The 22,213-nt window shown below is 73.0% G+C and carries 18 protein-coding genes; 11 read left to right on the forward strand and 7 right to left on the reverse strand.

Going from position 1 to position 22,213, the window contains the following annotated elements; genetic code table 11:
- Window positions 1-3: 3 nt before the first annotated feature.
- Window positions 4-1,404, forward strand: a complete 1,401-nt coding sequence (locus BUE48_RS10810; protein WP_012852530.1) for a vWA domain-containing protein — start codon at window positions 4-6, stop codon at window positions 1,402-1,404.
- Between the two features lie 12 nt (window positions 1,405-1,416).
- On the opposite strand, the gene BUE48_RS10815 is transcribed toward BUE48_RS10810, so the two are convergent.
- Both BUE48_RS10815 and BUE48_RS10820 read right to left on the reverse strand, forming a co-directional pair.
- The gene (locus BUE48_RS10815) at window positions 1,417-1,986 is read right to left on the reverse strand and encodes a TetR/AcrR family transcriptional regulator (RefSeq protein ID WP_012852531.1); all 570 of its coding nucleotides are present in this window, start codon (window positions 1,984-1,986) and stop codon (window positions 1,417-1,419) included.
- Between the two features lie 168 nt (window positions 1,987-2,154).
- A complete protein-coding gene (locus BUE48_RS10820; RefSeq protein WP_012852532.1) occupies window positions 2,155-2,502 on the reverse strand; it encodes an SPW repeat domain-containing protein in 348 nt (115 codons plus the stop codon).
- 290 nt (window positions 2,503-2,792) lie between these two features.
- On the opposite strand from BUE48_RS10820, the gene BUE48_RS10825 reads away from it, so the two are divergent.
- Together BUE48_RS10825 and BUE48_RS10830 are read left to right on the forward strand one after the other, a co-directional pair.
- Complete coding sequence (locus tag BUE48_RS10825; protein ID WP_012852533.1) at window positions 2,793-4,412, forward strand: adenylate/guanylate cyclase domain-containing protein; 1,620 nt, start codon at window positions 2,793-2,795, stop codon at window positions 4,410-4,412.
- Between the two features lie 157 nt (window positions 4,413-4,569).
- Complete coding sequence (locus BUE48_RS10830; RefSeq protein ID WP_012852534.1) at window positions 4,570-5,985, forward strand: GH1 family beta-glucosidase; 1,416 nt, start codon at window positions 4,570-4,572, stop codon at window positions 5,983-5,985.
- 59 nt (window positions 5,986-6,044) lie between these two features.
- Here BUE48_RS10830 and BUE48_RS10835 read toward each other — a convergent pair whose 3' ends face one another.
- The 5 genes from BUE48_RS10835 to BUE48_RS10855 form a co-directional block, all read right to left on the reverse strand.
- Window positions 6,045-7,163, reverse strand: coding sequence for a DUF2637 domain-containing protein (locus tag BUE48_RS10835; protein ID WP_169313013.1), 1,119 nt, complete (start codon window positions 7,161-7,163; stop codon window positions 6,045-6,047).
- 214 nt (window positions 7,164-7,377) lie between these two features.
- Complete coding sequence (locus tag BUE48_RS10840; protein WP_012852536.1) at window positions 7,378-8,121, reverse strand: RlpA-like double-psi beta-barrel domain-containing protein; 744 nt, start codon at window positions 8,119-8,121, stop codon at window positions 7,378-7,380.
- Between the two features lie 79 nt (window positions 8,122-8,200).
- A complete protein-coding gene (locus tag BUE48_RS10845; RefSeq protein ID WP_012852537.1) occupies window positions 8,201-10,378 on the reverse strand; it encodes a molybdopterin-containing oxidoreductase family protein in 2,178 nt (725 codons plus the stop codon).
- A 52-nt stretch (window positions 10,379-10,430) separates the two neighbouring features.
- Window positions 10,431-10,997 carry an AAA family ATPase gene (locus tag BUE48_RS10850; RefSeq protein WP_286989750.1) on the reverse strand — a complete coding sequence of 189 codons (567 nt, stop codon included), beginning with the start codon at window positions 10,995-10,997 and terminating at the stop codon, window positions 10,431-10,433.
- A gap of 194 nt (window positions 10,998-11,191) precedes the next feature.
- Window positions 11,192-11,857 carry an MBL fold metallo-hydrolase gene (locus BUE48_RS10855; protein ID WP_012852539.1) on the reverse strand — a complete coding sequence of 222 codons (666 nt, stop codon included), beginning with the start codon at window positions 11,855-11,857 and terminating at the stop codon, window positions 11,192-11,194.
- A 139-nt stretch (window positions 11,858-11,996) separates the two neighbouring features.
- Here BUE48_RS10855 and BUE48_RS10860 point away from each other — a divergent pair, with 139 nt between their 5' ends.
- The 8 genes from BUE48_RS10860 (at window position 11,997) to whiA (ending at window position 22,212) form a co-directional block, all read left to right on the forward strand.
- Window positions 11,997-12,461 carry a hypothetical protein gene (locus BUE48_RS10860; RefSeq protein ID WP_012852540.1) on the forward strand — a complete coding sequence of 155 codons (465 nt, stop codon included), beginning with the start codon at window positions 11,997-11,999 and terminating at the stop codon, window positions 12,459-12,461.
- A gap of 154 nt (window positions 12,462-12,615) precedes the next feature.
- Window positions 12,616-15,507: an excinuclease ABC subunit UvrA gene (uvrA, locus tag BUE48_RS10865; RefSeq protein ID WP_502694606.1), complete on the forward strand. Its 2,892-nt coding sequence runs from the start codon at window positions 12,616-12,618 to the stop codon at window positions 15,505-15,507.
- Between the two features lie 95 nt (window positions 15,508-15,602).
- Window positions 15,603-16,034 (forward strand): Rieske (2Fe-2S) protein, encoded by a 432-nt coding sequence (locus BUE48_RS10870; RefSeq protein WP_148232989.1) that lies wholly within the window; start codon window positions 15,603-15,605, stop codon window positions 16,032-16,034.
- Between the two features lie 124 nt (window positions 16,035-16,158).
- Window positions 16,159-16,644, forward strand: a complete 486-nt coding sequence (locus tag BUE48_RS10875) for a Rieske (2Fe-2S) protein (protein ID WP_012852543.1) — start codon at window positions 16,159-16,161, stop codon at window positions 16,642-16,644.
- A 348-nt stretch (window positions 16,645-16,992) separates the two neighbouring features.
- The gene (gene uvrC / locus BUE48_RS10880) at window positions 16,993-19,047 is read left to right on the forward strand and encodes an excinuclease ABC subunit UvrC (RefSeq protein ID WP_012852544.1); all 2,055 of its coding nucleotides are present in this window, start codon (window positions 16,993-16,995) and stop codon (window positions 19,045-19,047) included.
- The gene (gene rapZ, locus BUE48_RS10885) at window positions 19,044-19,928 is read left to right on the forward strand and encodes an RNase adapter RapZ (RefSeq protein WP_286989752.1); all 885 of its coding nucleotides are present in this window, start codon (window positions 19,044-19,046) and stop codon (window positions 19,926-19,928) included. The genes uvrC and rapZ overlap by 4 nt, the downstream gene beginning before the upstream one ends.
- Window positions 19,929-20,189: 261 nt before the next feature.
- Window positions 20,190-21,170: a gluconeogenesis factor YvcK family protein gene (locus tag BUE48_RS10890; RefSeq protein WP_012852546.1), complete on the forward strand. Its 981-nt coding sequence runs from the start codon at window positions 20,190-20,192 to the stop codon at window positions 21,168-21,170.
- 61 nt (window positions 21,171-21,231) lie between these two features.
- Window positions 21,232-22,212: a DNA-binding protein WhiA gene (gene whiA / locus BUE48_RS10895; RefSeq protein WP_012852547.1), complete on the forward strand. Its 981-nt coding sequence runs from the start codon at window positions 21,232-21,234 to the stop codon at window positions 22,210-22,212.
- Window position 22,213 lies beyond the last annotated feature (1 nt).

Consider the following 22,213-nt stretch of genomic DNA (forward strand, 5'->3'; position numbering starts at 1 on the left):
GCCATGGCTTCGCTCGTCGACCGCCACACCGGCTTCGTGGCCGCGCTGCGGGAGGCCGGGCTGCCGGTGTCGGTCTCCGAAGGGCTGGACGCCGTGCGCGCCCTGACGGTGATCGATCTGATCGACCGGGAGGCGCTGCGCGCCGCCTACGCCGCCACGCTGGTCAAACGCCCGGCCCACCGCAAGACCTTCGACACGCTGTTCGACCTGTGGTTTCCCGCCGCGCTCGGCGACGGGGTCGCCGCCGCCCGGCGGCCCGCCCCTGCCGCCGAGGCCGGCGCGGACCGTGCCGCGCCGCTGCCGCCGCCGCTGGACCCGGAGGTGCAGCGCTACCGGCAGGAGCTGTTCGAGCTGCTGCTGAACGGCGACGATGTGTCCCTGGCCCAGTTCGCCCGCGCCGCCGTGGCCCGCTTCGGCCGCTCCCCGGGCCAGCAGTCGTGGTTCTCCTCCGGGGTGCTGCGCGCACTGTCCCCGCAGACGCTGATGGCCGGGCTGCTGAACGCCGTGCTGGCCGGGCGGGAGCGCGGCGGCATGGCCGAGCAGGTCGCCCGGCAGACCTTCCGCGAGCGGATCGGCCGTTTCGAATCCCTGGTGGCCACCGAGGTGCGGCGCCGCATCGCCGAGGACGGCGGCGTCGAACGCGCCGCCCGCATGGCCGTGCGCCCCCCGCTGGAGCAGCTGGACTTCAACCGCGCCACCCGCGCCGACCTGGCCGCGCTGCGCCGCCAGGTCTACCCGCTGGCCCGCCGGCTGGCCACCCGGCTGGCCCAGCGGCAGCGCCTGGCCGACCGCGGCCGGCTGGACTTCCGCCGCACCGTGCGGGCCTCGCTGTCCACCGGGGGAGTGCCGCTGACCACCCATCACCGGCCCCGCCGCCCGCACCGGCCGGAACTGGTCATCTTGTGCGACGCCAGCGACTCGGTCGCCGCCTTCGCCCACTTCACCCTGCTGCTGACCTTCGCGCTGCGCGAGCAGTTCACCAAGGTCCGCGCCTTTGCGTTCATCGACACCACCGACGAGATCACCCGCTTCTTCACTCCCGGAGCGGACGTGGTGGACGCGATGACCGCCATGGTCAAAGAGGCCGACCTGGTGTGGATCACCGGGCGCAGCAATTACGGCAACGCCATCAAGGTCTTCGCCGAAAAATACGGCGACGCCATCACTCCGCGCACCTCGTTGCTCATCCTCGGCGACGCCCGCTCCAACTACGGCCCGCTGTCGCTGCCGATCCTGCGCCGCCTGGTCGACCAGGCCCGCAACGCCTACTGGCTCAACCCCGAACCCCGCCGCAACTGGGACACCGGGGATTCGGCCGCCTCCGCCTACGGCGAGATCGTCCCGATGCACGAGTGCCGCAACCTCACCCAGCTCGCCCAGTTCATCGAGGAGCTCGCCGGCTAGGGCGGCGGGCCGTCAGGTTCCCAGGGAGCGGGCGATGAGGTCGGCGACGGCGTCGGGGTCGATGTGCTCGCCGGTGAGCTGGGAGAGATTCTCCTGGTAGAGCAGGACGGCGGTGAAGGTGGCGGCGGCGACCTCCAGGCGGGCGGCGTCGCCGCGGGCGCCGGGCAGCGCCATCTCCAGGGCCAGGCGGGCGCGGCGCAGCACCTCCCGGTTGAGGCTGCGCAGCCGCTCGCGCACCGAGCGGTGGGTGTCGGCCTCGCGGAACAGGATGCGGCGCATGGCGGGGGAGGCGCGCAGCGGCAGGCGGCGGGCCAGGCGGGACAGGGTGCCGGCCGGGTCGCCCGGGGTGGCCTCCACCGGCTCCTCCGGCAGCGTCTCGATGAAGGTGCGCTCTTCGACCAGGGCGATCAGCAGGTCGATCTTCTGCGGAAAGTAGTGGAACACCAGGCCCTTGGGCACCTTGGCGCGGCGGGCCACCTTGGCGGTGGAGGTGGCCTCATAGCCGTCGGCGGCGAACAGCTCCTCGGCGGCGTCCAGGATCCTGGTCCGGGCGTCGCCCCCGGCACGCCCGCGTCGTCTCATCGCCCCTCCAGGTGGACGTCCCGGCCGCCGCCCGCCGCGCGCGTGGCCCCGGTGCGCCGGGGCGCACGGGGCCACGCGGGGCCGGAAGCCGGGATCGCCTTGTGATCGAACCGCTCAGGCGACCGCCTGATCGGCGCGCCGGCCGGGAGCGTTCCCGGACGGGCCGTCTCAGGCGGCGACCCGCTCGCCGGTCTGCGCCGATGTGGTCTGCGTCGCCGTCCACAGGCCGACGATAGCGGCCACGCCTCCGGCGATCCATGCCGTCCAGGCGGCGGCCGCCTCACCGGTGAAGCCGAACGCCCAGGGCGAGATGAAGATCAGCACGGCGAAGGCCGTGGTCGTCCAGGCCGACGGGCCCGCCGCGCCCAGCAGCGCGTACAGGCCGGCCAGCGCCAGCAGCGCGCCCAGCACCATCAGCGGCTGCTTGCCGGCGTCGTCGGCCCACAGCTCCGGGGCCAGGACCGCCGCAAGTCCCGCCACGAACGCCACCGCGTCCTGCCACGCGAACTTGCCCATGGGACACCTCCAGTGGATCACCTAGGACTGCTTTGTCCTGGTTTGGGAAGTTCCTGATTGACCGGCCGGTCAATCTCACCGAAGGTGGACAGTGGGCTTACCTTTCCTTGCCCTCGCCCCGGGTGATCCGCTAGAAGATCTTGGTTTGCGGGATCGCGGCGCAACCGGCTCCCCGTCGTGACGCTCGGCGTCCACGGCGGCGCGAATCGTGAAAACCCGCCCGGGGAGAAGACCGCCCGAGCGGGAAGGGACGTCCCGGCGCCTTTTGGGACGGGCTACCCTCCACCGATATGGACGACAAGGGGCCGAAGCCGATCCTGCCGCGACCGTTGCGCACCCTCCTCGGCCCCTTGGCGAGGCTGATCGACGGACCCCCCGACGCGACCCCCGCGCAGATCGCCGCCCGCGCCCACGTGCTGGTGACGGTCTCCGCCGCGGTGGCCAACCTCGGCGGCGCCCTGGTGGTGCTGCTGCTGGCCACCCTCGTGGTGCCCGTCCCCGAGACCGGCTCGGAGCGGCTGCGGCTGGTCAACGTGGCGGTCTTCACCGCCTACGTGGTCGCCGCGGTGCCCACCGGGCTGCTGCTGGGGGAGCGGTTCTTCCGGCAGGTGCGCCGCCTGATGGAGCAGGACCGCACCCTGGACAAGCGGGAGCGCTTCCTGCTGCTGTACGGGCCGCTGCGGCTGATGACGGTGCACCTGACGCTGTGGGCCATCGGCACGGTCGGCTGGGCGGCCATCAACCTTCCCTTCGCGCCGCCGCTGGCGCTGAAGTTCGGCGTCGCCGGCACCCTGGGCGGCCTGGCCACCTGCACCATCGTCTACCTGATGACCGAGCGGATCCTGCGCCGGGCGGTCACCACCGCGCTGCGGGCCGGCGTGCCGCGCGCCACCGGGCTGCCCGGCGTGGTGGCCCGCTCGATGCTGGCCTGGTCGCTGGGCACCGCCGTGCCGCTGCTCGGCCTGCTCGCCATGGCCGTCGGGGTGTTCTTCATGCCCGACCCGCACGTGGAGGACTTCGCCATCGGGGCGCTGGTGCTGGGCTGCACCGCGCTGGCCCTCGGATTCAGCGTCACCTACATCGCCGCCCGCGCCATCGCCGACCCCATCGAGTCGGTCCGCCTGGCCATGGCCCGGGTCGAACGCGGCGACCTGAACGCCGAGGTCGCCGTCTACGACGGCAGCGAGGTCGGGCTGCTGCAGGCCGGGTTCAACCACATGGTGGCCGGGCTGCGCGAGCGCGAGCGGCTGCAGGACCTGTTCGGCCGCCAGGTCGGCGAGGACGTGGCCAAGGTCGCCCTGGAGCGCGGGGTGGACCTGGGCGGCGAGATCCGCCAGGTCGCGGTGATCTTCGTGGACATCATCGGCTCCACCCGCCTGGCCGCCGACCGCCCGCCGACCGAGGTGGTCGCGCTGCTCAACCGCTTCTTCGCCGTGGTGGTCGAGGTGGTCGGCGAGCACGGCGGCTGGATCAACAAGTTCGAAGGGGACGCCGCGCTGGCGGTCTTCGGCGCCCCCCAGGACCTGCCGGACGCCCCCACCCGGGCGCTGCGGGCCGCCCGCGAGCTGGCCGTCCGGCTGCGCGAGCAGGTCCCCGAGCTGGCCGCGGCGGTGGGCGTGTCCGCCGGCGAGGCGGTGGCCGGGCACATCGGCGCCGAGGAGCGCTTTGAGTACACCGTCATCGGCGACCCGGTCAACGAGGCGGCCCGGCTCACCGACCTGGCCAAGACCACCCCGCAGCGGGTGCTGGCCGCCGGAACGGCGCTGGCCGGCGCCGACGCCGAGGAGGCCGCCTGCTGGACGCTGGGCGAGGAGGTCACCTTGCGCGGCCGCACCCGCGGCACCCGCCTGGCCGCCCCCCGCACCCCCGACGCGGCGCCCTCTGACCGCAGCGCGGCCGGCACGGCGTGAGCGGCGTGCCGGCCGCCGCGGGGAAGCCGGAGAGAGCCGGCGCGGAGGACCTCCCGCCTCGAAGAGCGCGCCGAAAACCGCCGGAACCCCCCGAAGACGGACCGGCCTCGGCACGATGAGGAGGAAGCACGCCGGCGATCGACCTGGGAGACCACCGATGACCGACCACGACCTGCCGACCGGCTTTCCACCCGGCTTCCTGTGGGGCGCGGCGACCTCCGCCTACCAGATCGAAGGCGGCGTCGACGCCGACGGGCGCGTCCCGTCCATCTGGGACACCTACAGCCACACCCCCGGCCGGGTGCGGGACGGGGACACCGGCGACGTGGCCTGCGACCACTACCACCGGTGGGCCGAGGACGTCGCCATCATGGCCGAGCTCGGGCTGAACGCCTACCGCTTCTCCATCGCCTGGCCGCGGATCATGCCCGGCGGCCGGTTCAACCCCAAGGGCGCCGACTTCTACTCCCGGCTGGTGGACGCCCTGCTGGAACGCGGCATCGCCCCCGTGGCCACCCTCTACCACTGGGACCTGCCCCAGGAACTGGAGGACGCCGGCGGCTGGCCCGCCCGGCAGACCGCCTTCCGTTTCGCCGAGTACGCCGAGGCGATCGGGCGCGTCCTCGGCGACCGCGTGCACATCTGGACGACCCTCAACGAACCGTGGTGCTCGGCCTTCCTGGGATACTGCTCGGGCTCACACGCCCCCGGCCGCACCGACCCGGCCGCCGCCCTCGCCGCCGCCCACCACCTCAACCTCGCCCACGGCCTGGCCGTGCGGGCGCTGCGCCGGGCGGCGCCCGGGGCCCGCTGCTCGGTCACCTTGAATCTGCACCATGCGCGCGGGGCGTCCGCCGCGGACGCCGACGCGGTCCGCAGGGTGGACGCCGTCGCCAACCGGATCTTCCTCGGCCCCATGCTGACCGGCCGCTACCCGGCCGACCTGATCGACGACACCGCCTCCATCACCGACTGGGCGTTCGTGCACCCCGGCGACGAGCAGACCATCGCCGCGCCGCTGGATGTGCTGGGCGTCAACTACTACGCGCCCGTCCTGGTCCGCCGCTGGGACGGCAGCGCCCCCCGCCAGAGCGCCGACGGGCACCGGCCCGGCTCCCGCAGCGCCTTCCCCGGCTGCGAGGAAGTGGAGTTCCTGCCCATGCCGGGCCCCCGCACCGCCATGGGCTGGCCGATCGACCCGGCCGGGCTGACCGAGCTGCTGATGCGGCTGCACCGCGACCATCCCGGCGTCCCGCTGATGATCACCGAGAACGGCGCCGCCTTCGAGGAGGAGGCGGACGCCGACGGCCGCGTCCACGACGCACGCCGCATCGGCTACCTGCGCGACCACCTGGCCGCCGCCAAGGCGGCCATGGACGCCGGAGCCGACCTGCGCGGCTACTTCGTCTGGTCGCTGATGGACAACTTCGAGTGGGCCCGCGGCTACTCCAAGCGCTTTGGGATCGTCCGCGTCGACTACCGCACCCAGCGCCGCACCTGGAAGGACAGCGCCCACTGGTACCGGAGGGTCATCGCCGCCAACGCCCGGTCTCACCAAGCGCCCCGCCCGTGAAGCGCAAAAGGCCTCCCCGCTGTTTGAAGGCGGGGCGGCCTTTTGCAGGAATGCGCAGGTCAGGCGCGCCAAGAACGCACCAGTTCCTCCAGCGTGGCCGCGTCGAACTCGATGCCCCGCGAGGTCAGCTCCTGGCGGACCATCTCGCCGTCGCCCTTGTACTTGGCCAGCAGGCGGTACACCGCGTACGGGAACCAGTGGTTGTCGCGGATGCGCCGGATGTCGGCCTCATCGGCGTGGTACCCCTCGGCGCGCACCGCCTGCAGCGCGGCGGTCAGGTCGCCGTCGTGCTTCTCCAGGGCGTCCATCGCGACGTTGCGCAGGCCCTCGGGGTTGGTGACCGTCGGCACGTCGGGCTGGGGGGCCAGCACCGGCTGCTCCAGGGCGTTGGTGTCCAGCGTGCCGTGGCCGTTGACGCTGGCGCGGGCGGCGGCGCCGACGGCGGCCAGTTCCGGAGCGGGCTCGGGAGCGGGTTCGGGAGCGGCGTGCTTGGGACGGGAACGGCGCGGGGCCGCAGGGGCCGGCTGCGGCTCGGCCTGCGCGGTGGCCTGCGCGGTGCGGGTGGCGGCCGGAGCCTGCTCACCCTGGTTGTTCTTGCCGGTCTGCGAAGCGCGGGCGCTGCCGGACTCCAGGGCCTTGTCCACGCGGACCGCGCCGATCTGGGGCATGGGCCCGGTGACGCGCATCGGCATCAGGGTGATCTGCTGCAGCGTCACCGGGGAGGCGATGGCGCGCGGCTGGCCGCCGTCGGGCGGCGACAGCTTGCGGGCCGTCTCCTCGTTGGTGCGCTGGGAGACGTACCTGTGCAGCGTCCGCAGCAGCACGAACAAGCCCAGCATGGACACGATCGGCGGCACCGCCGCGGTGGCCTGGTAGGAGAACTTCGCGGTGCCCACGTGGCCCACGTTGAAGATGAGGCTGGCGGTCCATCCGGCCATCGCGATGGTCAGCGGCAGGCAGAAGTCCAGCCAGCTGAGCATGTTGCGGCGGTGGACCACGTAGGCGTCGATGGCCAGCAGGAACAGGCCCAGCTCGCCGACGATGATGAACAGGTCGACCAGCAGCGGGAAGGACTGGGCCTTCCAGCCGCTGAGCCCGTGATCCAGTGCCCAGTGGTAGAGACCGGCGTAAGACTGGGCGAAGCCGCTCGCCGTGGCGGTCAGGACCGCAGCGGCCATGACGGCCACGGCTGCCCAACGGGTGATGGCCTGTGCGCGAGTGGCGGCGGACATGTGGCGTGCGCTCCCAAGGTCGTGATCCAGGCAAGAAGGTGTGATCTGTTGGAGACTACCGTTGTCGGTGTGGCGTGTGGGACTTTCCTTGTTACGTTCTCCGCACAGTTCACAGAAGGTTGCCCGATTTGGGAGTTTTGTCGTTTTATTTCGCGTCCTGCTATTCCAGTGCCAGCGTCGCGCCGTCGAGCGTGGTGTAAAGCGGCGACTTGGTGAAGCCGGGCCCGGTCTCCTCCCCGATGTAGACGTCGGCGTGGTGCGCCCCGCCGTATCCGGGAGCGAACACGTCCACCACCGTCCACCGCGCCGCCCGGAACCGGGCGCAGACCTCGGGCGGTACGGGACGGCCCGCCCGGCCCCGGCCGCAGGCGGTGATGACGAAACGCGACCCGCGCCTCAGCACCGACCGGTCGGCGGCGGCGGTGACCCAGGGACGCAGCGGCCGGCCGGTGGCGTCCTTGGCGGCCTCATCCAGCCAGAACTGGCCGACCCGCCGTGACCAGGCCAGATAGCGGCCCTTGTGCGGGCCGCTGGTGATCCGGCCGGCCCCTTCGGTCCGCACCGCCTCGATGAAGCTCTCCGGGTAGGAGCCCAGATCGGCCTTGGGACGGCCGCATCCGTAGACCGGGCATCCCCGCACCCGCTTGCGCGGGCCGCTGTGGAAGGACTCGACCGGCGTGTAGTAGACGGTGATCCGCCAGCCCGCCGACAGCTTCGTGGGCGTGACCGTCACCGCGGCACGGGCACGGGGCGGGTCGGCCGCGGGCGGCGCGGCGGGCGGGGCCGCCGCGGTGGGCGGCGCCACCGGGAACGCCGGGGACACCTGCGAGGCGGCCGTCCCGCACCCCGCCGAACCCGCGCACAGCACGGCCATCACGGCACCGGCCCACCGGCTCCGGCGCATCCGGTCTCCTCCCCAAGGCGCCGTCGGCGGCGTCCGCTCCGGACGCCCGGACCAGGATGCCCTCTCGCGCCCGCCCCGGTCACGCCTTCGGCGCGGCGGAGGCGGGTTCGGGCACCGGTTCCAGCCGGACCGCCAGCCCGTTGAGGTGGGCCATTCCCGCCAGCGGCTCCAGGTCGCCGGGGTCGGCGGAGGCCAGGGCGTTGACGTTGGCGCCCCCGGCGGCGTTGGCCACCCGCCAGCCGCCCCGGTGCCCCCAGCCGTGCGGGACGGCCACCACGCCCTCGGTCATCTCGTCGGTGATCTCCACCGGCAGCTCCACCGACCCGTGCGCGGAGACGACCCGGCAGAGCGCACCGTCCCGCAGGCCGCAGGCGGCGGCGTCCTTGGGGTTGACGCGGACCCGATGGGTCCGCTTGCCGCGCATCAGGGACGGGGCGTTGTGCATCCAGGAGTTGTGCGAGCGCAGCTCGCGCAGCCCGATCAGCCGCAGCGGCAGCTCCGGCGGCGGCTCCGGTGCCCGCTGCAGGCGCCGGAACTCCCCGATGATCTCCGGGGGCGCCAGATGCACCCGCTTGTCGCGGTGGACGATCCGGCGGCGCAGCGTGCCGGCCTCGTGGTGGTCGGCCAGCACCAGGCCGTGCGGGAAGCGGCGCAGCCTGCGCAGGCTCAGCCCGTCGCGGCGCAGCCCGAACAGATCCCCGCGCCGGCCGGTGCGCAGCAGCAGGTCGGCCAGCATCCGGGGGGTGGGCCGCACGCCCAGCCGGTGCGCCAGCCGCTGCAGGGGGAGGGCGCCCAGCCCCAGCCCCATGCGGCGGGCCAGATCCTCGATGATCTCCCACTCCTGCCGGGCCTGGCCGCGCGGCGCCACCACCGGCTCGGTCCAGGTGATGTAGGGCACCAGGTAGTTCTGCAGGAACGGCAGCGGCAGGTCCTCGCGCTCCAGGAACGTGGTGGCCGGCAGCACGTAGTGGGCCTTGGCGGCGGTCTCGCTGAGGTAGAAGTCGATGCACACCAGCAGCTCCAGCCGCTCGAAGGCGGCCGCCAGGCGCTCGCCGCCGGGCACGCTCAGCAGCGGGTTGCCGCCGGAGACCAGCAGCGCGCGCAGCCGCCCGGGGCCGGGTGTGGTGATCTCCTCGGCCATCACTCCCGCCGGGGCGGTGCCCAGCACATCGGGGTAGCCGCCGACGCGGGAGAAGGTCTTGCCGTAGGTGCCCTTGCCCGACAGGCGCAGCAGCTCGTCCACATGCAGCGGGGAGCGGCCGAAGATGGCGCCGCCCTCGCGGTCGAGGTTGCCGGTGACCAGGCACAGTGCGTCGATGAGGAACGCGGTGAGGGTGCCGAAGCGGCCCAGGCAGGTGCCGATCCGCCCGTAGACCGCGGCGCGCTCGGCGGCGGCCAGGTCACGGGCCAGCTCCCGCACCGCGGCGGCGGGCACGCCGCTGCGGCGCTCGGTGCGCTCGGGCGGGAAGGCGGCGACCAGCCGGCGCAGCGTCTGCGCGCCGCGGGCCTGGCGGGCGATGGCCGCCTCGTCGGCCAGGCCCTCGGCGAAGATCACCTGCAGCAGGGACAGCAGCAGCCACACGTCCCCCTCGGGCAGGATCGGCAGGTGCTCGTGAAGGCGGGCGGTCTCGGTGCGGCGCGGGTCCACCACGATCACCCGGCCGCCGCGCCGCTCGATGGCGGCCAGCTCGTCCTTGATGCGCGGGGCGGTGATCAGGCTGCCGTGCGAGACCAGCGGGTTGGCCCCCAGCATCAGCAGCAGGTCGGTGCGTCGCAGGTCGGGGATGGGCACCAGGACCGGCGAGCCGTACAGCAGCGCGCTGGCGGCGAAGCGGTTGTTGGTGTCCTGGGAGCCGGCCGAGTACAGGTGCGGCGAGCCCAGCGCCGCCATGAACTGGGCGATCCACAGCGGGTGGCTGTAGGAGAAGGCGGCGGGGTTGCCGAAGTACCAGCCGATGGAGTCCCCGCCGTGTTCGGCGCGCAGCCGGCTCAGCCGGCCGGCGATGTCCTCCAGCGCCTCGTCCCAGCTCACCTGCTCGAACTCCCCGTCGGGGCGGCGGCGCAGGGGGTGGAGCACGCGGTCGGGGTCGTTTTGCACCTCCGCCATGGCGATGCCCTTGGGGCAGGCGAAGCCCTTGGAGAGGGGGTGGTCGCGGTCGGGGCGCAGCTGCGTCACCGTGCCGTCCTCGACGGTGGCCACCAGTCCGCACAGCGGCTCGCAGATCCGGCAGTAAGTAATTACTTGCGAGGTGCCCATGGTGGAATTGTTCCCCCCTCCCGGGGCGCTGTCCAGGCTTCCCCGCCCGCGCTCACTCCGGCCCGCCGAAGCGGAACGCCGTCAGCCGGTCGGCGGAGGGACGGTCCAGCACGGTCACGGTGCGGGCGGGCGGCAGCGTCCCCCGCCGGGCCCGGGCCACCAGGCGCCGCCAGCGGCGGCAGTGCCGGGCGAAGACGGCGGGGGTCAGCACCCGCCCGCGGGCCACCTGCCCGGCGCGCGCCACCTCCGGGGGCACGTCCAGCAGCACCAGGTGCAGACTCGCCCCGCGGCGGCGGGCCAGCCAGGCGAGCCCGTGCAGCAGGTGCGGCCAGGTCCCCCGGGTGTGGGCGACCACCGCGCGCCCGGCCGTCAGCGCCCGCGCGATGCGCCACACGTGAGTGGTGTAGACGAACGGGATCTGAGCGCGCGGCGGCAGCGCCCACAGCCGCCGCGCCCACCAGTTGCGCGCCTGCCGGGAGTCGATCACACAGACCCCGCCTGAGACCACCGGGTGCGTCTCGTCCCCGCGCAGCCCGTACAGGCGCGCCAGCAGCGTGCTCTTGCCCGCCCCGGGCAGCCCGGCCACCAGCACCAGCGCCCGGGCCGGGAAGCCCAGCACGATGGGCGCGGCATCGGGCGCCGCGCCCGCGTCACCGGCCGGTGCGGTGGGCGCGGCGGCGGGACCGGGAACCTCGTCGCGCTCGCGAATGGGCCGATCTCCTGTCCACAGGGGGCGGGATCATCCACGATATGCGCCGGGCCTCCCGATCGTCCCTCCCCGGCCGGGACCGGCCGCCCGCCGGGGAAGGGGAGTCACCAGCCGCGCTCGCGCCACTCCGGCAGGTGCGGGCGCTCGGCGCCCAGCGTGGAGTCCTTGCCGTGGCCGGGGTAGAACCAGGTGGCGTCCGGCAGCCGGTCGAAGATCCGCTCCTGGACGTCGGTCAGCAGCTGGTTGAACAGCTCCGGATCGCCCCAGGTGTTGCCGACCCCGCCGGGGAAGAGGCTGTCGCCGGTGAACAGGTGGGGGGAGCCGGCCAGCTCGCCGCCGGCGTCGTACAGCAGCGCGATCGAGCCGGGGGTGTGCCCGCGCAGGTGGATGACCTCCAGCTCGGCCTTCCCCACCCGCACCCGGTCGCCGTGCTCGACCGGCTCGGTCACCGGCTCCGGCAGCTCGCCGGCGTCGATGGGGTGCGCCGTCACCGCCGCCCCGGTGGCGCGCACCACCTCGCTGAGCGCCTGCCAGTGGTCCTGATGGCGGTGGGTGGTGACGACGCGGGTCAGCGGCCCCTCGCCGATCAGCTCCAGCAGCCGCTGCGCCTCTGCGGCCGCGTCCACCAGCAGCTGCTCGCCGGTGGCGGTGCAGCGCAGCAGATAGGCGTTGTTGTCGAAGGGGCCGACCGCCACCTTGGTGATCGTGAGGCCGGGCAGCTCCCGCACGTCGGGCGGTCCCCCGACCTGGACATCTCCGGTGTAGGCCATAGGGCAATCCATATCTCATCATCGGCCCGCCGATCGAGCCCGCCCCCGCCCGTGCCCCCGATCACATTCGTCCGGTTTGCGGCACCGGTCACCAAATCCGCCCGGGCGGCGCTGTTTTCTGGACGGTGGAGGTGAGGCGGTGCTGGCCAGACGGGGGACCGTGACGGAGGGGGAGGCGCGGCAGGCGCTTGCCGAGCTGCTGAGGGCGATCGGGCGGGACGTGGCGGCGACGGGGGCGATCTTGACGCTGGTGCTGGCCGGTCTGCTGGTCCGGCTGCCGGCCGGGCCCGCGCTCGACCCGCTGGGGCTGCCGATCCTGCTCGCCGAGGTCGGGGCGTTCCTGATCTCTGCCGGGTACGCGGTGCGCACCCGGGTGGTCATCCGGCGGGCGCTGGAACGGCTCCGGGAAAGGAGTGGCGCCCCGCTGCACCCCGGGGTGCCCTGGGAGCCGCTCGGCTCATCCGCCGCGCTGGATGAGCGGGAGCTGCGCCGGGAGCTGCGGCATCTGGTGAGCACCGCCTGCCGGTGCCACGACCTGTCCCTGAACGCCCTGGTCTGGGCCTTGATCACCGGCCTGCTGGCGGTGCTGTGGCACGTGATGTGACCGGTGGAACGTGAGGGAAAGCCTCATCTCGGTGGCAGGAGATCTTCGAACACGTGTACGGTTCATAGCGTCCGAGCCGGGTGCCCGTCATGACGGACCGTTCCGTCGGCGCCCGCGGTTAGCCTGATGCCGACTTGTCTGAGACCGGCTCGTCATGAGACCAGCGCGTCTCACCGAGCGGGCCCCAAGGGAGCCGAGTACCGTCGTGCATGACCGTCTCATCGTGCGCGGAGCGCGCGAGCACAACCTCAAGGACGTCTCGCTGGAGTTGCCGCGGGACTCCCTGATCGTGTTCACCGGGCTGTCGGGGTCCGGCAAGTCCAGCCTGGCCTTCGACACCATCTTCGCCGAGGGGCAGCGCCGCTACGTGGAGTCGCTGTCGGCCTACGCCCGCCAGTTCCTGGGCCAGATGGACAAGCCCGACGTCGACTTCATCGAAGGCCTGTCGCCGGCGGTGTCCATCGACCAGAAGTCCACCTCCAAAAACCCCCGCTCCACCGTCGGCACCATCACCGAGGTCTACGACTACCTGCGGCTGCTGTACGCCCGCATCGGCCGCCCCCACTGTCCCGAGTGCGGCCGCCCCATCAGCCGGCAGACCCCCCAGCAGATCGTCGACCGGGTGCTGGAACTGGAGCCGGGCACCCGCTTCCAGGTGCTGGCGCCGGTCATCCGCGGACGCAAGGGCGAGTACGCCGAGCTGTTCCGCGAGCTGCAGTCCAAGGGCTACTCACGGGCCCTGGTGGACGGCGTCATGGTCCGCCTGGACGACCCGCCCAAGCTCAAAAAGCAGGAAAAACACGACATCGCGGTGGTGGTGGACCGGCTGACGGTCAAGGACTCGGCCCGCCGGCGCCTGGCCGACTCGGTGGAGACCGCCCTGGGGCTGGCCGGCGGCACCATCGTGCTGGACTTCGTCGACCTGCCCGAGGACGACGAGCGCCGCACCCGGATGTTCTCCGAGCACCTGTACTGCCCCTACGACGACCTGTCGTTCGAGGAGCTGGAGCCGCGCTCGTTCTCCTTCAACTCCCCCTACGGGGCCTGCCCGGAGTGCACCGGGCTGGGCACCCGCATGGAGGTCGATCCGGAACTGGTCGTCCCCGACCCGGAGAAGACCCTCGCCGAGGGCGCCATCCAGCCGTGGTCCAACGGCCATGTCAGCGAGTACTTCCTGCGGCTGCTGTCGGCTCTCGGCGACGCCATGGGCTTCACCCTGGACACCCCCTGGGAGAAGCTGCCCGCCAAGGTCCGCAGGGCCATCCTCAAGGGGTACGACACCCAGGTCCACGTCAGCTACAAGAACCGCTACGGCCGCACCCGCTCCTACTACACCACCTACGAAGGCGTCATCCCCTACATCCACCGGCGGCACGCCGAGTCCGAAAGCGACGCCACGCGCGAGCGGTTCGAAGGCTACATGCGGCAGGTGCCCTGCCCGGCCTGCGACGGCGCGCGCCTGAAGCCCTCCGTCCTGGCGGTCACCGTGGGCGGCAAGTCGATCGCCGAGGTCGCCGCCATGCCCATCAGCGAGTGCGCCGAGTTCCTGCGGACGCTGGAGCTGGACGACCGCGAGGCGCACATCGCCGCCCGGGTGCTCAAAGAGGTCAACGCCCGGCTGGGCTTCCTGCTGGACGTCGGGCTGGACTACCTGACGCTGGACCGCCCGGCGGCCACGCTGGCCGGCGGCGAGGCCCAGCGCATCCGGCTGGCCACCCAGATCGGCTCCGGCCTGGTCGGCGTGCTGTACGTGCTGGACGAGCCGTCCATCGGGCTGCACCAGCGCGACAACCACCGGCTGCTGGAGACGCTGCTGCGGCTGCGCGACATGGGCAACACCTTGATCGTCGTCGAGCACGACGAGGACACCATCGCCGCCGCCGACTGGGTGGTGGACATCGGCCCCGGCGCCGGCGAGCACGGCGGCCAGATCGTGGTCTCCGGCCCGGTGGAGGAGCTGAAGGCCTCCCCCAAGTCGATCACCGGCGCCTACCTGTCGGGCCGCCGCCGCATCGAGGTGCCCCAGATGCGCCGTCCCCGCACCAAGGGCCGCGAGATCGTGGTCAGGGGCGCCCAGCAGAACAACCTCAAGAACATCGACGTGACGTTCCCGCTGGGGGTCTTCACCGCCGTCACCGGCGTGTCCGGCTCCGGCAAGTCCACCCTGGTCAACGACATCCTCTACAACGCGCTGGCCAAGGAGCTGCACGGCGCCCGCACCGTCCCCGGCAAGCACCGGCGCATCACCGGCCTGGAGCACGTCGACAAGGTGGTGCACGTCGACCAGTCCCCGATCGGCCGCACCCCCCGCTCCAACCCGGCCACCTACACCGGGGTGTTCGACCACATCCGCAAGCTGTTCGCGGCCACCCCCGAGGCCAAGGTGCGCGGCTACCAGCCGGGCCGGTTCTCCTTCAACGTCAAGGGCGGGCGCTGCGAGAACTGCGCCGGCGACGGCACCATCAAGATCGAGATGAACTTCCTGCCGGACGTCTACGTCCCGTGCGAGGTCTGCCACGGCGCCCGCTACAACCGCGAGACGCTGGAGGTCCGCTACAAGGGCAAGACCATCGCCGAGGTGCTGGACATGCCGATCGAGGAGGCCACCCGCTTCTTCGAGCCGATCAGCGCCATCCACCGGCACCTGTCCACCCTCAACGACGTCGGGCTGGGGTACGTGCGGCTGGGCCAGCCCGCCCCCACCCTCTCCGGCGGCGAGGCCCAGCGCGTCAAGCTCGCCGCCGAGCTGCAGCGCCGCTCTACCGGCCGCACCATCTACGTGCTGGACGAGCCCACCACCGGGCTGCACTTCGAAGACATCCGCAAGCTGCTGGGCGTGCTCAACGGCCTGGTCGACAAGGGCAACACCGTGGTGGTCATCGAGCACAACCTGGATGTGATCAAGACCGCCGACTGGATCATCGACATGGGCCCCGAGGGCGGCTCGCGCGGCGGCACCGTGGTCGCCGCCGGCACCCCCGAGGAGGTCGCCCGGGTCGAGGCCAGCCACACCGGCCGTTTCCTGGCCAAGCTGCTGGATCGGTGATCTGCGCGTCCCGCCTCACGACGGCACCGCGCGCCGGTTTTGCTCCGGCGGGGTGGCGGCGGGGGGTATGGGGGTGGACCGGAATCATGGACGCCATGAGCGAGGATGCGAAGAACGCGCCGGCCGGTCAGGTGGGCAGGCGTGCGGTGGTGTGCGGGGCCGCGGCCGTGGGCGCCGCCGCGCTGGCCGGCTGCGGGGTCGGGCAGCCGCGCCGGGCGGAGCCGGCCGCCGAGCTGAAGGGCAAGGAGATCGCCAAGGTCGCCGACGTGCCGGTCGGCGGCGGCAAGGTGCTGCCCCAGTACAAGATCGTGGTCACCCAGCCCACCGAGGGCACCTTCAAGGTCTTCGACGCGCGCTGCACCCACTCCGGCTGTCCGGTGGACCGCATCCGGCAGGGCGCGATGTACTGCCCCTGCCACGGCAGCGAGTTCAAGATCACCGATGGCTCGGTGGCCCGCGGCCCCGCCTCCCGCGGCCTGCTGGAGTACCCGGTGCAGGTCAAAGGGGACGGCCTGGTGATCGTCTGAACCCCGCCGGCGGGCCGGGAACGCAAAAAAGTTGAACGTTCATGGAACTGGCGGTCGTCCCCGTTCGTGATAGGTGGTGTGGACGGGGCCACAGGGGTCCCGGGGGAAACGGAGGACGACGTCCATGGCTCAGGAGACCGCACCGGGAACCGGCGTTTCCGCCCCCGCACCGCAGGCGGACCCGCCGCGGACGGGGAGCACCCGGCGCGGAATCCTGGTCGGCGCGGGGCTGCTGGGGGTGGCCGGTGCCGTGGCCGCCTGCGGCGGCGGGGATGAGACCTCGGGGGCGTCCGGGTCGGGAGGCGGCGCGCAGGCCGCGGCCGGCGGCGTGCTGGCGCAGACCGGCGACATCCCGGTCGGCGGAGGCAAGATCTTCAAAGACCGGGAAGTGGTGGTCACCCAGCCGGCACAAGGCGAGTTCAAGGCCTTCAGCACCAAGTGCACCCACCGGGGCTGCCCGGTGACCTCCGTGCAGAACGGAGTGATCAGGTGCGAATGCCACGGCAGCACCTTCAGCATCGCCGACGGCTCGGTGCAAAGCGGCCCGGCCGACAAGCCGCTGCCCGCCAAGCAGATCATCGTCGAGGGCGGCGGCATCAAACTGGCCTAGCCCCATCCCGGCCGGCCCCGGGTGCGGCGTCGCGGGCGCCGCACCCGGGGCCGGCCTCGCCCGGACGCAAAGTCCCGCCGGTTCCTCTGCGGCGGACGGCGAGCCGGCAGAGGGTGCAAAAGGCGGCAAAGCGCGAGAAAAACGGTGCCGCATCGAGCCGCCCGCGCCGCTGAAAGTTCTCCACGCCCACAACAGGGGAGTTCGTCCATCTCTTTCTTCACCGCCGATCCGCCCGCGCGGCGTCATGATCATGCGGGCGGTGCGCTGAACGATATTCGGATCATGCCGGCGGCGGGCCCGCCGCGCCGTCCCGCGCGTTCTGTCACGGCGCCCCACTAGGCTTTTACCGTGGCTGATCCGGCGAACTACCGTCCCGCGCCCGGGACGATCCCCGACTCGCCGGGGGTCTATCGCTTCCGTGACGAACACGGCCGGGTGATCTACGTCGGCAAGGCCAAGAGCCTGCGCTCCCGGCTGAACTCCTACTTCGCCGATTTCGCGAGCCTGCACCCCCGGACCCAGACCATGCTGCGGACCGCCGCGGGAGTCGACTGGACGGTGGTCGGCACCGAGGTGGAGGCGCTGCAGCTCGAATACTCCTGGATCAAGGAGTTCAACCCCCGCTTCAACGTCCGTTACCGCGACGACAAGTCCTACCCGTATCTGGCCGTCACCCTGGATGAGGAATTCCCCCGGGTGATGGTCATGCGCGGAGCCAAACGCAAGGGCGTGCGCTATTTCGGGCCCTACTCGCACGCCTGGGCGATCCGCGAGACGGTCGATCTGCTGCTGCGCGTCTTCCCGGTGCGCACCTGCAAACCGGGGGTCTTCAAACGCGCCCGCCACAGCGACCGGCCCTGCCTGCTGGGCTATATCGACAAGTGCTCGGCGCCGTGCGTGGGCCGCATCGACGCCGCCGCCCACCGGCGCCTGGCCGAGGACTTCTGCGCCTTCATGGCCGGCGACACCGGCCGCTTCATCAAGGAGATCGAGCGGCGGATGCTGGAGGCCGCCGCGGCCGAGGAGTACGAGCGGGCCGCCCGGCTGCGCGACGACATGCGGGCGCTGCAGCGGGCGCTGGAGAAACAGGCGGTGGTGCTGGGCGAGGCCGTCGACTGCGATGTGATCGCCTTCGCCGAGGACCCGCTGGAGGCCGCCGTCCAGGTGTTCTACGTGCGCGGCGGGCGCATCCGCGGCCAGCGCGGCTGGGTGGTCGACAAGGTCTCCGACGTCACCACCGCCGACCTGGTCGAGCACTTCCTGCTGCAGCTTTACGGCGAGAGCGAGGCGGTGCCGCGGGAGGTGCTGGTGCCGGCCGAGCCGCCGGACGCCGCGGCGATGGCCGAGCTGCTGGCCGAACGGCGCGGCGGCCCGGTGCGCATCCGGGTGCCGCGCCGCGGCGACAAGAAGGCGCTGCTGGAGACCGTCGCCCGCAACGCCGCCGAGGCGCTGCGCCAGCACAAGACCCGCCGCGCCGGCGACCTGACCACCCGCAGCAAGGCGCTGCAGGAGATCCAGGAGGCGCTGGAGCTGCCGGAGGCGCCGCTGCGCATCGAGTGCTACGACGTGTCCAACCTGCAGGGCACCAACGTGGTGGCCTCCATGGTGGTCTTCGAAGACGGCCTGGCCCGCAAGAGCGAGTACCGCCGCTTCGCCATCAAGACGGTGCAGGGGCAAGACGACGTCCGCTCCATCCACGAGGTGATCACCCGCCGGTTCAAGCGCTACCTGGCCGAACGCGACAAGGCCGGGCAGGAGGGCGGCGACGCCGGCGGCGTGCTGGCCTCCTACGGCTTCCAGGAGGCCGGGGAACGGGAGCAATCCGCACCGGCCGGCGGGGCCCGCAAGTTCGCCTACCCGCCGAACTTGGTGGTGGTGGACGGCGGCCCGGCCCAGGTCGCCGCCGCCCAGCGGGCATTGGAGGAGCTGGGCGTGGCGGACGTGGCGGTGTGCGGGCTGGCCAAGCGGATGGAGGAGATCTGGCTGCCCGGCGAGGAGGACCCGGTGATCCTGCCGCGCGGCAGCGAGGGCCTGTTCCTGATGCAGCGGGTCCGCGACGAGGCGCACCGGTTCGCCGTCGCCTATCACCGGCAGCGCCGCTCCAAGGCGATGACCGCCGGTGAGCTGGACGGGGTGCCCGGGCTGGGACCGGCCCGCCGCACCGCCCTGCTCAAGCACTTCGGATCGCTCAAGCGGCTGCGGGAGGCCACCGTGGCCCAGATCGCGGAGGTGCCCGGCATCGGCCCGCGCACCGCCGAGCAGATCGCCGCCGCCCTGCACGGGGGCGCGCCGCCGAACGGGCGTGCCGCAGGGAAGGCCGCGGCGTCCAGGGGGGCGCCGCCGGGGGACGCACCCGGCCGCGTCCCCACCGAGGAAGACAGTGCCGATGGGGGAGGCAGATGACCATCGAGGGCCATAAAGGCAGCCCGGACATCGTGATCGTCACCGGGATGTCCGGGGCCGGCCGCAGCACGGCCGCCAAGGCGCTGGAGGACCTGGACTGGTTCGTGGTCGACAACCTGCCGCCCGGGCTGCTGGCCACCATGGCCGACCTGGGCGGCCGGGTCCGGGAGGCGGTGCCGCGCATCGCCGTCGTGGTGGACGTGCGCAGCCGCGCCTTCACCAGCGACCTGCACTCGGCCATCGCCGAGCTGGAGGCCCGCGGCGTGCACCCGCGGGTGGTGTTCCTGGAGGCCGCCGACGAGGAGCTGGTGCGCCGGTTCGAGGCGGTGCGCCGCCCGCACCCGCTGCAGGGGGACGGCCGGCTGGTCGAGGGCATCACCCAGGAGCGCGAGCTGCTGCGCGAGGTGCGCGCCGAGGCCGACCTGGTGATCGACACCACCGGGCTGAACGTGCACGAGCTGCGGGCCAAGATCGTCGGTTTCTTCGGCGCCCACGGCGGTGAGTCCGGCCTGCGCTTCACCGTGGTCTCCTTCGGCTACAAGTACGGCCTGCCGGTGGACGCCGACCTGGTGGTGGACTGCCGTTTTCTGCCCAACCCGCACTGGGTGCCCGAGCTGCGCCCCAAGAACGGCCGCGACGCTCCCGTCCGCGACTATGTGCTGAGCCGGCACGGCGCCAAGGAGTTCCTCGACTCCTACACCGAGGTGCTGCGGCTGCTGGCCGAGGGCTATGAACGCGAGGGCAAGCACTATGTGACGCTGGCCGTCGGCTGCACCGGCGGCAAGCACCGCAGCGTCGCCATGGCCGAGCAGCTCGCCGCCCGCCTGCGCGACGCCGGCATGGACGTCCAGGTCACCCACCGCGACCTGGGCCGGGAATGACGGGGATGCGCCCGCCCGCGCCCGCACGCCGGGACCGGGGTGCCGGGGCGCCGCGGCCGTGGCCGAAGATAGTTCCGTTCGCTCGTTTCGCCGGGTTGGCCTGAGGCTGGTATAGGGAATTTCCTGCACAGATCGTTCCCGAGGCCGCTGGCCGACGCGCCGCGGGCGGAGGATGATCGGTACCGTCGGCTCTCCGGCGGGACCGCAGAGCAGGCGAAGGCGGACGAGGCGAGGCAGTGCGGGGAGAGGGCGGGCGGAGCCGTGATCGAGCGCGGTAGCCAGAAGGTGGTGGCCCTCGGCGGGGGGCACGGGCTGTACGCGTCGCTGTCGGCGCTGCGCAGGGTGACCGATCGGCTCACCGCCGTGGTCACCGTGGCCGACGACGGCGGCTCCAGCGGGCGGCTGCGCCGGGAGCTGGGCGTGCTGCCGCCCGGCGACCTGCGCATGGCGCTGGCCGCGCTGTGCGGCGACGACGAGTGGGGGCAGACCTGGAGCCGGGTGGTGCAGCACCGCTTCCGCAGCCAGGGCGACCTGCACGGGCACGCGGTCGGCAACCTGCTGATCGTGGCGCTGTGGGAGCTGCTGGGCGAGGGCGAGGCCGGGGCGGCCATGCCCGAGGCGACGGTGGCCGGGCTGGACTGGGTGGGCCGGCTGCTGGGCGCCCAGGGCCGGGTGCTGCCGATGGCCGCGGTGCCGCTGGACATCGTCGCCGACGTCCAGGGCGCCGACCCGGCCCGGCCCGAGGAGGTCGTCCAGGTCCGCGGCCAGGTGGCCTGCGCCACCACCCCGGGCAAGGTGCTGAGCGTGTCGCTGGTGCCGCCGGACCCGCCGGTGTGCCCGCAGACCCTGCAGGCCATCGAGGAGGCCGACTGGGTGGTGTTCGGCCCCGGCTCCTGGTTCACCAGCGTGCTGCCCCATCTGAAGGTGCCGGAGCTGGCCAGGGCGCTGATCGGCACCCGGGCGCGGCGGATCGTCGCGCTCAATCTGGCGCCGCAGCCGGGGGAGACCGACGGGTTCTCCCCGCAGACCCACCTGGAGGTGCTCCAGGCGCACGCTCCCGACCTGCGCATCGACGTGGTGCTCGCCGACCGGGGGGTGGTGGAGGACCCCGATGCGCTGGAGAAGGCGGTGCGGATGCTGGGGGGCCGGCTGATGCTGGCCGATGTGGCGGCCGCCGACGGCTCGCCGCGTCATGATCCCGCCCGGCTGGCTCAAGCTTTCGCACAGATCTTGCGTGAGTGACCACCCGCCCGCCGGGAATCGGCGAGACTGCTGAACGGATTCGCAAAGGGGGAGGGCGTCCATGGCGATGACCGGTGTGGTGAAGGACGAGCTGAGCAGGCTGCAGATCTTGAAGCCCTGCTGCCGCAAGGCCGAGGTCTCGACGCTGCTGCGCTTTGCCGGGGGGCTGCATCTGGTCGGCGGGCGGATCGTGATCGAGGCCGAACTGGACACCGGCTCGGTCGCCCGCCGGCTCCGCAAGGACATCGCCGAGGTCTTCGGCCACACCTCCGATGTGGTGGTGCTGGCCCCCAGCGGGCTGCGCAAGGGCAACCGGTACGTGGTGCGGGTCTTCCGCGAGGGCGAGTCGCTGGCCCGCCAGACCGGGCTGATCGACAACCGCGGCCGCCCGGTGCGGGGGCTGCCCCGCCATGTGGTGGCCGGCGCGGCCTGCGACGCCGAGGCCGCCTGGCGCGGGGCGTTCCTGGCGCACGGCTCGCTGACCGAGCCGGGCCGGTCGATGTCGCTGGAGGTCACCTGCCCCGGGCCGGAGGCCGCGCTGGCGCTGGTCGGCGCCGCCCGCCGGCTGAAGGTCCACGCCAAGGCCCGGGAGGTGCGCGGGGTGGACCGGGTGGTGGTGCGCGACGGGGACGCCATCAGCGCGCTGCTGACCCGGCTGGGCGCCCACGACAGCGTGCTGGCCTGGGAGGAGCGGCGGATGCGCCGGGAGGTGCGGGCCACCGCCAACCGGCTGGCCAACTTCGACGACGCCAATCTGCGCCGCTCGGCGCGGGCGGCGGTGGCGGCCGGGGCCCGGGTGGCGCGGGCGCTGGAGATCCTGGGCGACGACGCCCCGCCGCACCTGGTGGCCGCCGGCAAGCTGCGGCTGGAGCACAAGCAGGCCTCGCTGGAGGAGCTGGGCCAGCTCGCCGACCCGCCGCTGACCAAGGACGCCATCGCCGGGCGGATCCGCCGGCTGCTGGCCATGGCCGACAAGCGGGCCAGCGAGATCGGCATCCCCGGCACCGAGGCCAATCTGACCGCCGAGATGCTGGCCCCCTGAT

Origin of the sequence: Thermomonospora sp. CIF 1, assembly GCF_001896795.1 — a bacterium.
GTDB lineage: Bacteria > Actinomycetota > Actinomycetes > Streptosporangiales > Streptosporangiaceae > Thermomonospora > Thermomonospora curvata.

Excerpts from the sequence above, each read along its gene's own strand:
- BUE48_RS10810 (WP_012852530.1), top strand. The coding sequence starts at position 4 with ATGGCTTCGCTCGTCGACCGCCACACCGGCTTCGTGGCCGCGCTGCGG.
- BUE48_RS10815 (WP_012852531.1), bottom strand. The coding sequence starts at position 1,986 with ATGAGACGACGCGGGCGTGCCGGGGGCGACGCCCGGACCAGGATCCTG.
- BUE48_RS10820 (WP_012852532.1), bottom strand. The coding sequence starts at position 2,502 with ATGGGCAAGTTCGCGTGGCAGGACGCGGTGGCGTTCGTGGCGGGACTT.
- BUE48_RS10825 (WP_012852533.1), top strand. The coding sequence starts at position 2,793 with ATGGACGACAAGGGGCCGAAGCCGATCCTGCCGCGACCGTTGCGCACC.
- BUE48_RS10830 (WP_012852534.1), top strand. The coding sequence starts at position 4,570 with ATGACCGACCACGACCTGCCGACCGGCTTTCCACCCGGCTTCCTGTGG.
- BUE48_RS10835 (WP_169313013.1), bottom strand. The coding sequence starts at position 7,163 with ATGGCCGCTGCGGTCCTGACCGCCACGGCGAGCGGCTTCGCCCAGTCT.
- BUE48_RS10840 (WP_012852536.1), bottom strand. The coding sequence starts at position 8,121 with ATGCGCCGGAGCCGGTGGGCCGGTGCCGTGATGGCCGTGCTGTGCGCG.
- BUE48_RS10845 (WP_012852537.1), bottom strand. The coding sequence starts at position 10,378 with ATGGGCACCTCGCAAGTAATTACTTACTGCCGGATCTGCGAGCCGCTG.
- BUE48_RS10855 (WP_012852539.1), bottom strand. The coding sequence starts at position 11,857 with ATGGCCTACACCGGAGATGTCCAGGTCGGGGGACCGCCCGACGTGCGG.
- uvrA (WP_502694606.1), top strand. The coding sequence starts at position 12,616 with ATGAGACCAGCGCGTCTCACCGAGCGGGCCCCAAGGGAGCCGAGTACC.
- BUE48_RS10870 (WP_148232989.1), top strand. The coding sequence starts at position 15,603 with ATGAGCGAGGATGCGAAGAACGCGCCGGCCGGTCAGGTGGGCAGGCGT.
- BUE48_RS10875 (WP_012852543.1), top strand. The coding sequence starts at position 16,159 with ATGGCTCAGGAGACCGCACCGGGAACCGGCGTTTCCGCCCCCGCACCG.
- rapZ (WP_286989752.1), top strand. The coding sequence starts at position 19,044 with ATGACCATCGAGGGCCATAAAGGCAGCCCGGACATCGTGATCGTCACC.
- whiA (WP_012852547.1), top strand. The coding sequence starts at position 21,232 with ATGGCGATGACCGGTGTGGTGAAGGACGAGCTGAGCAGGCTGCAGATC.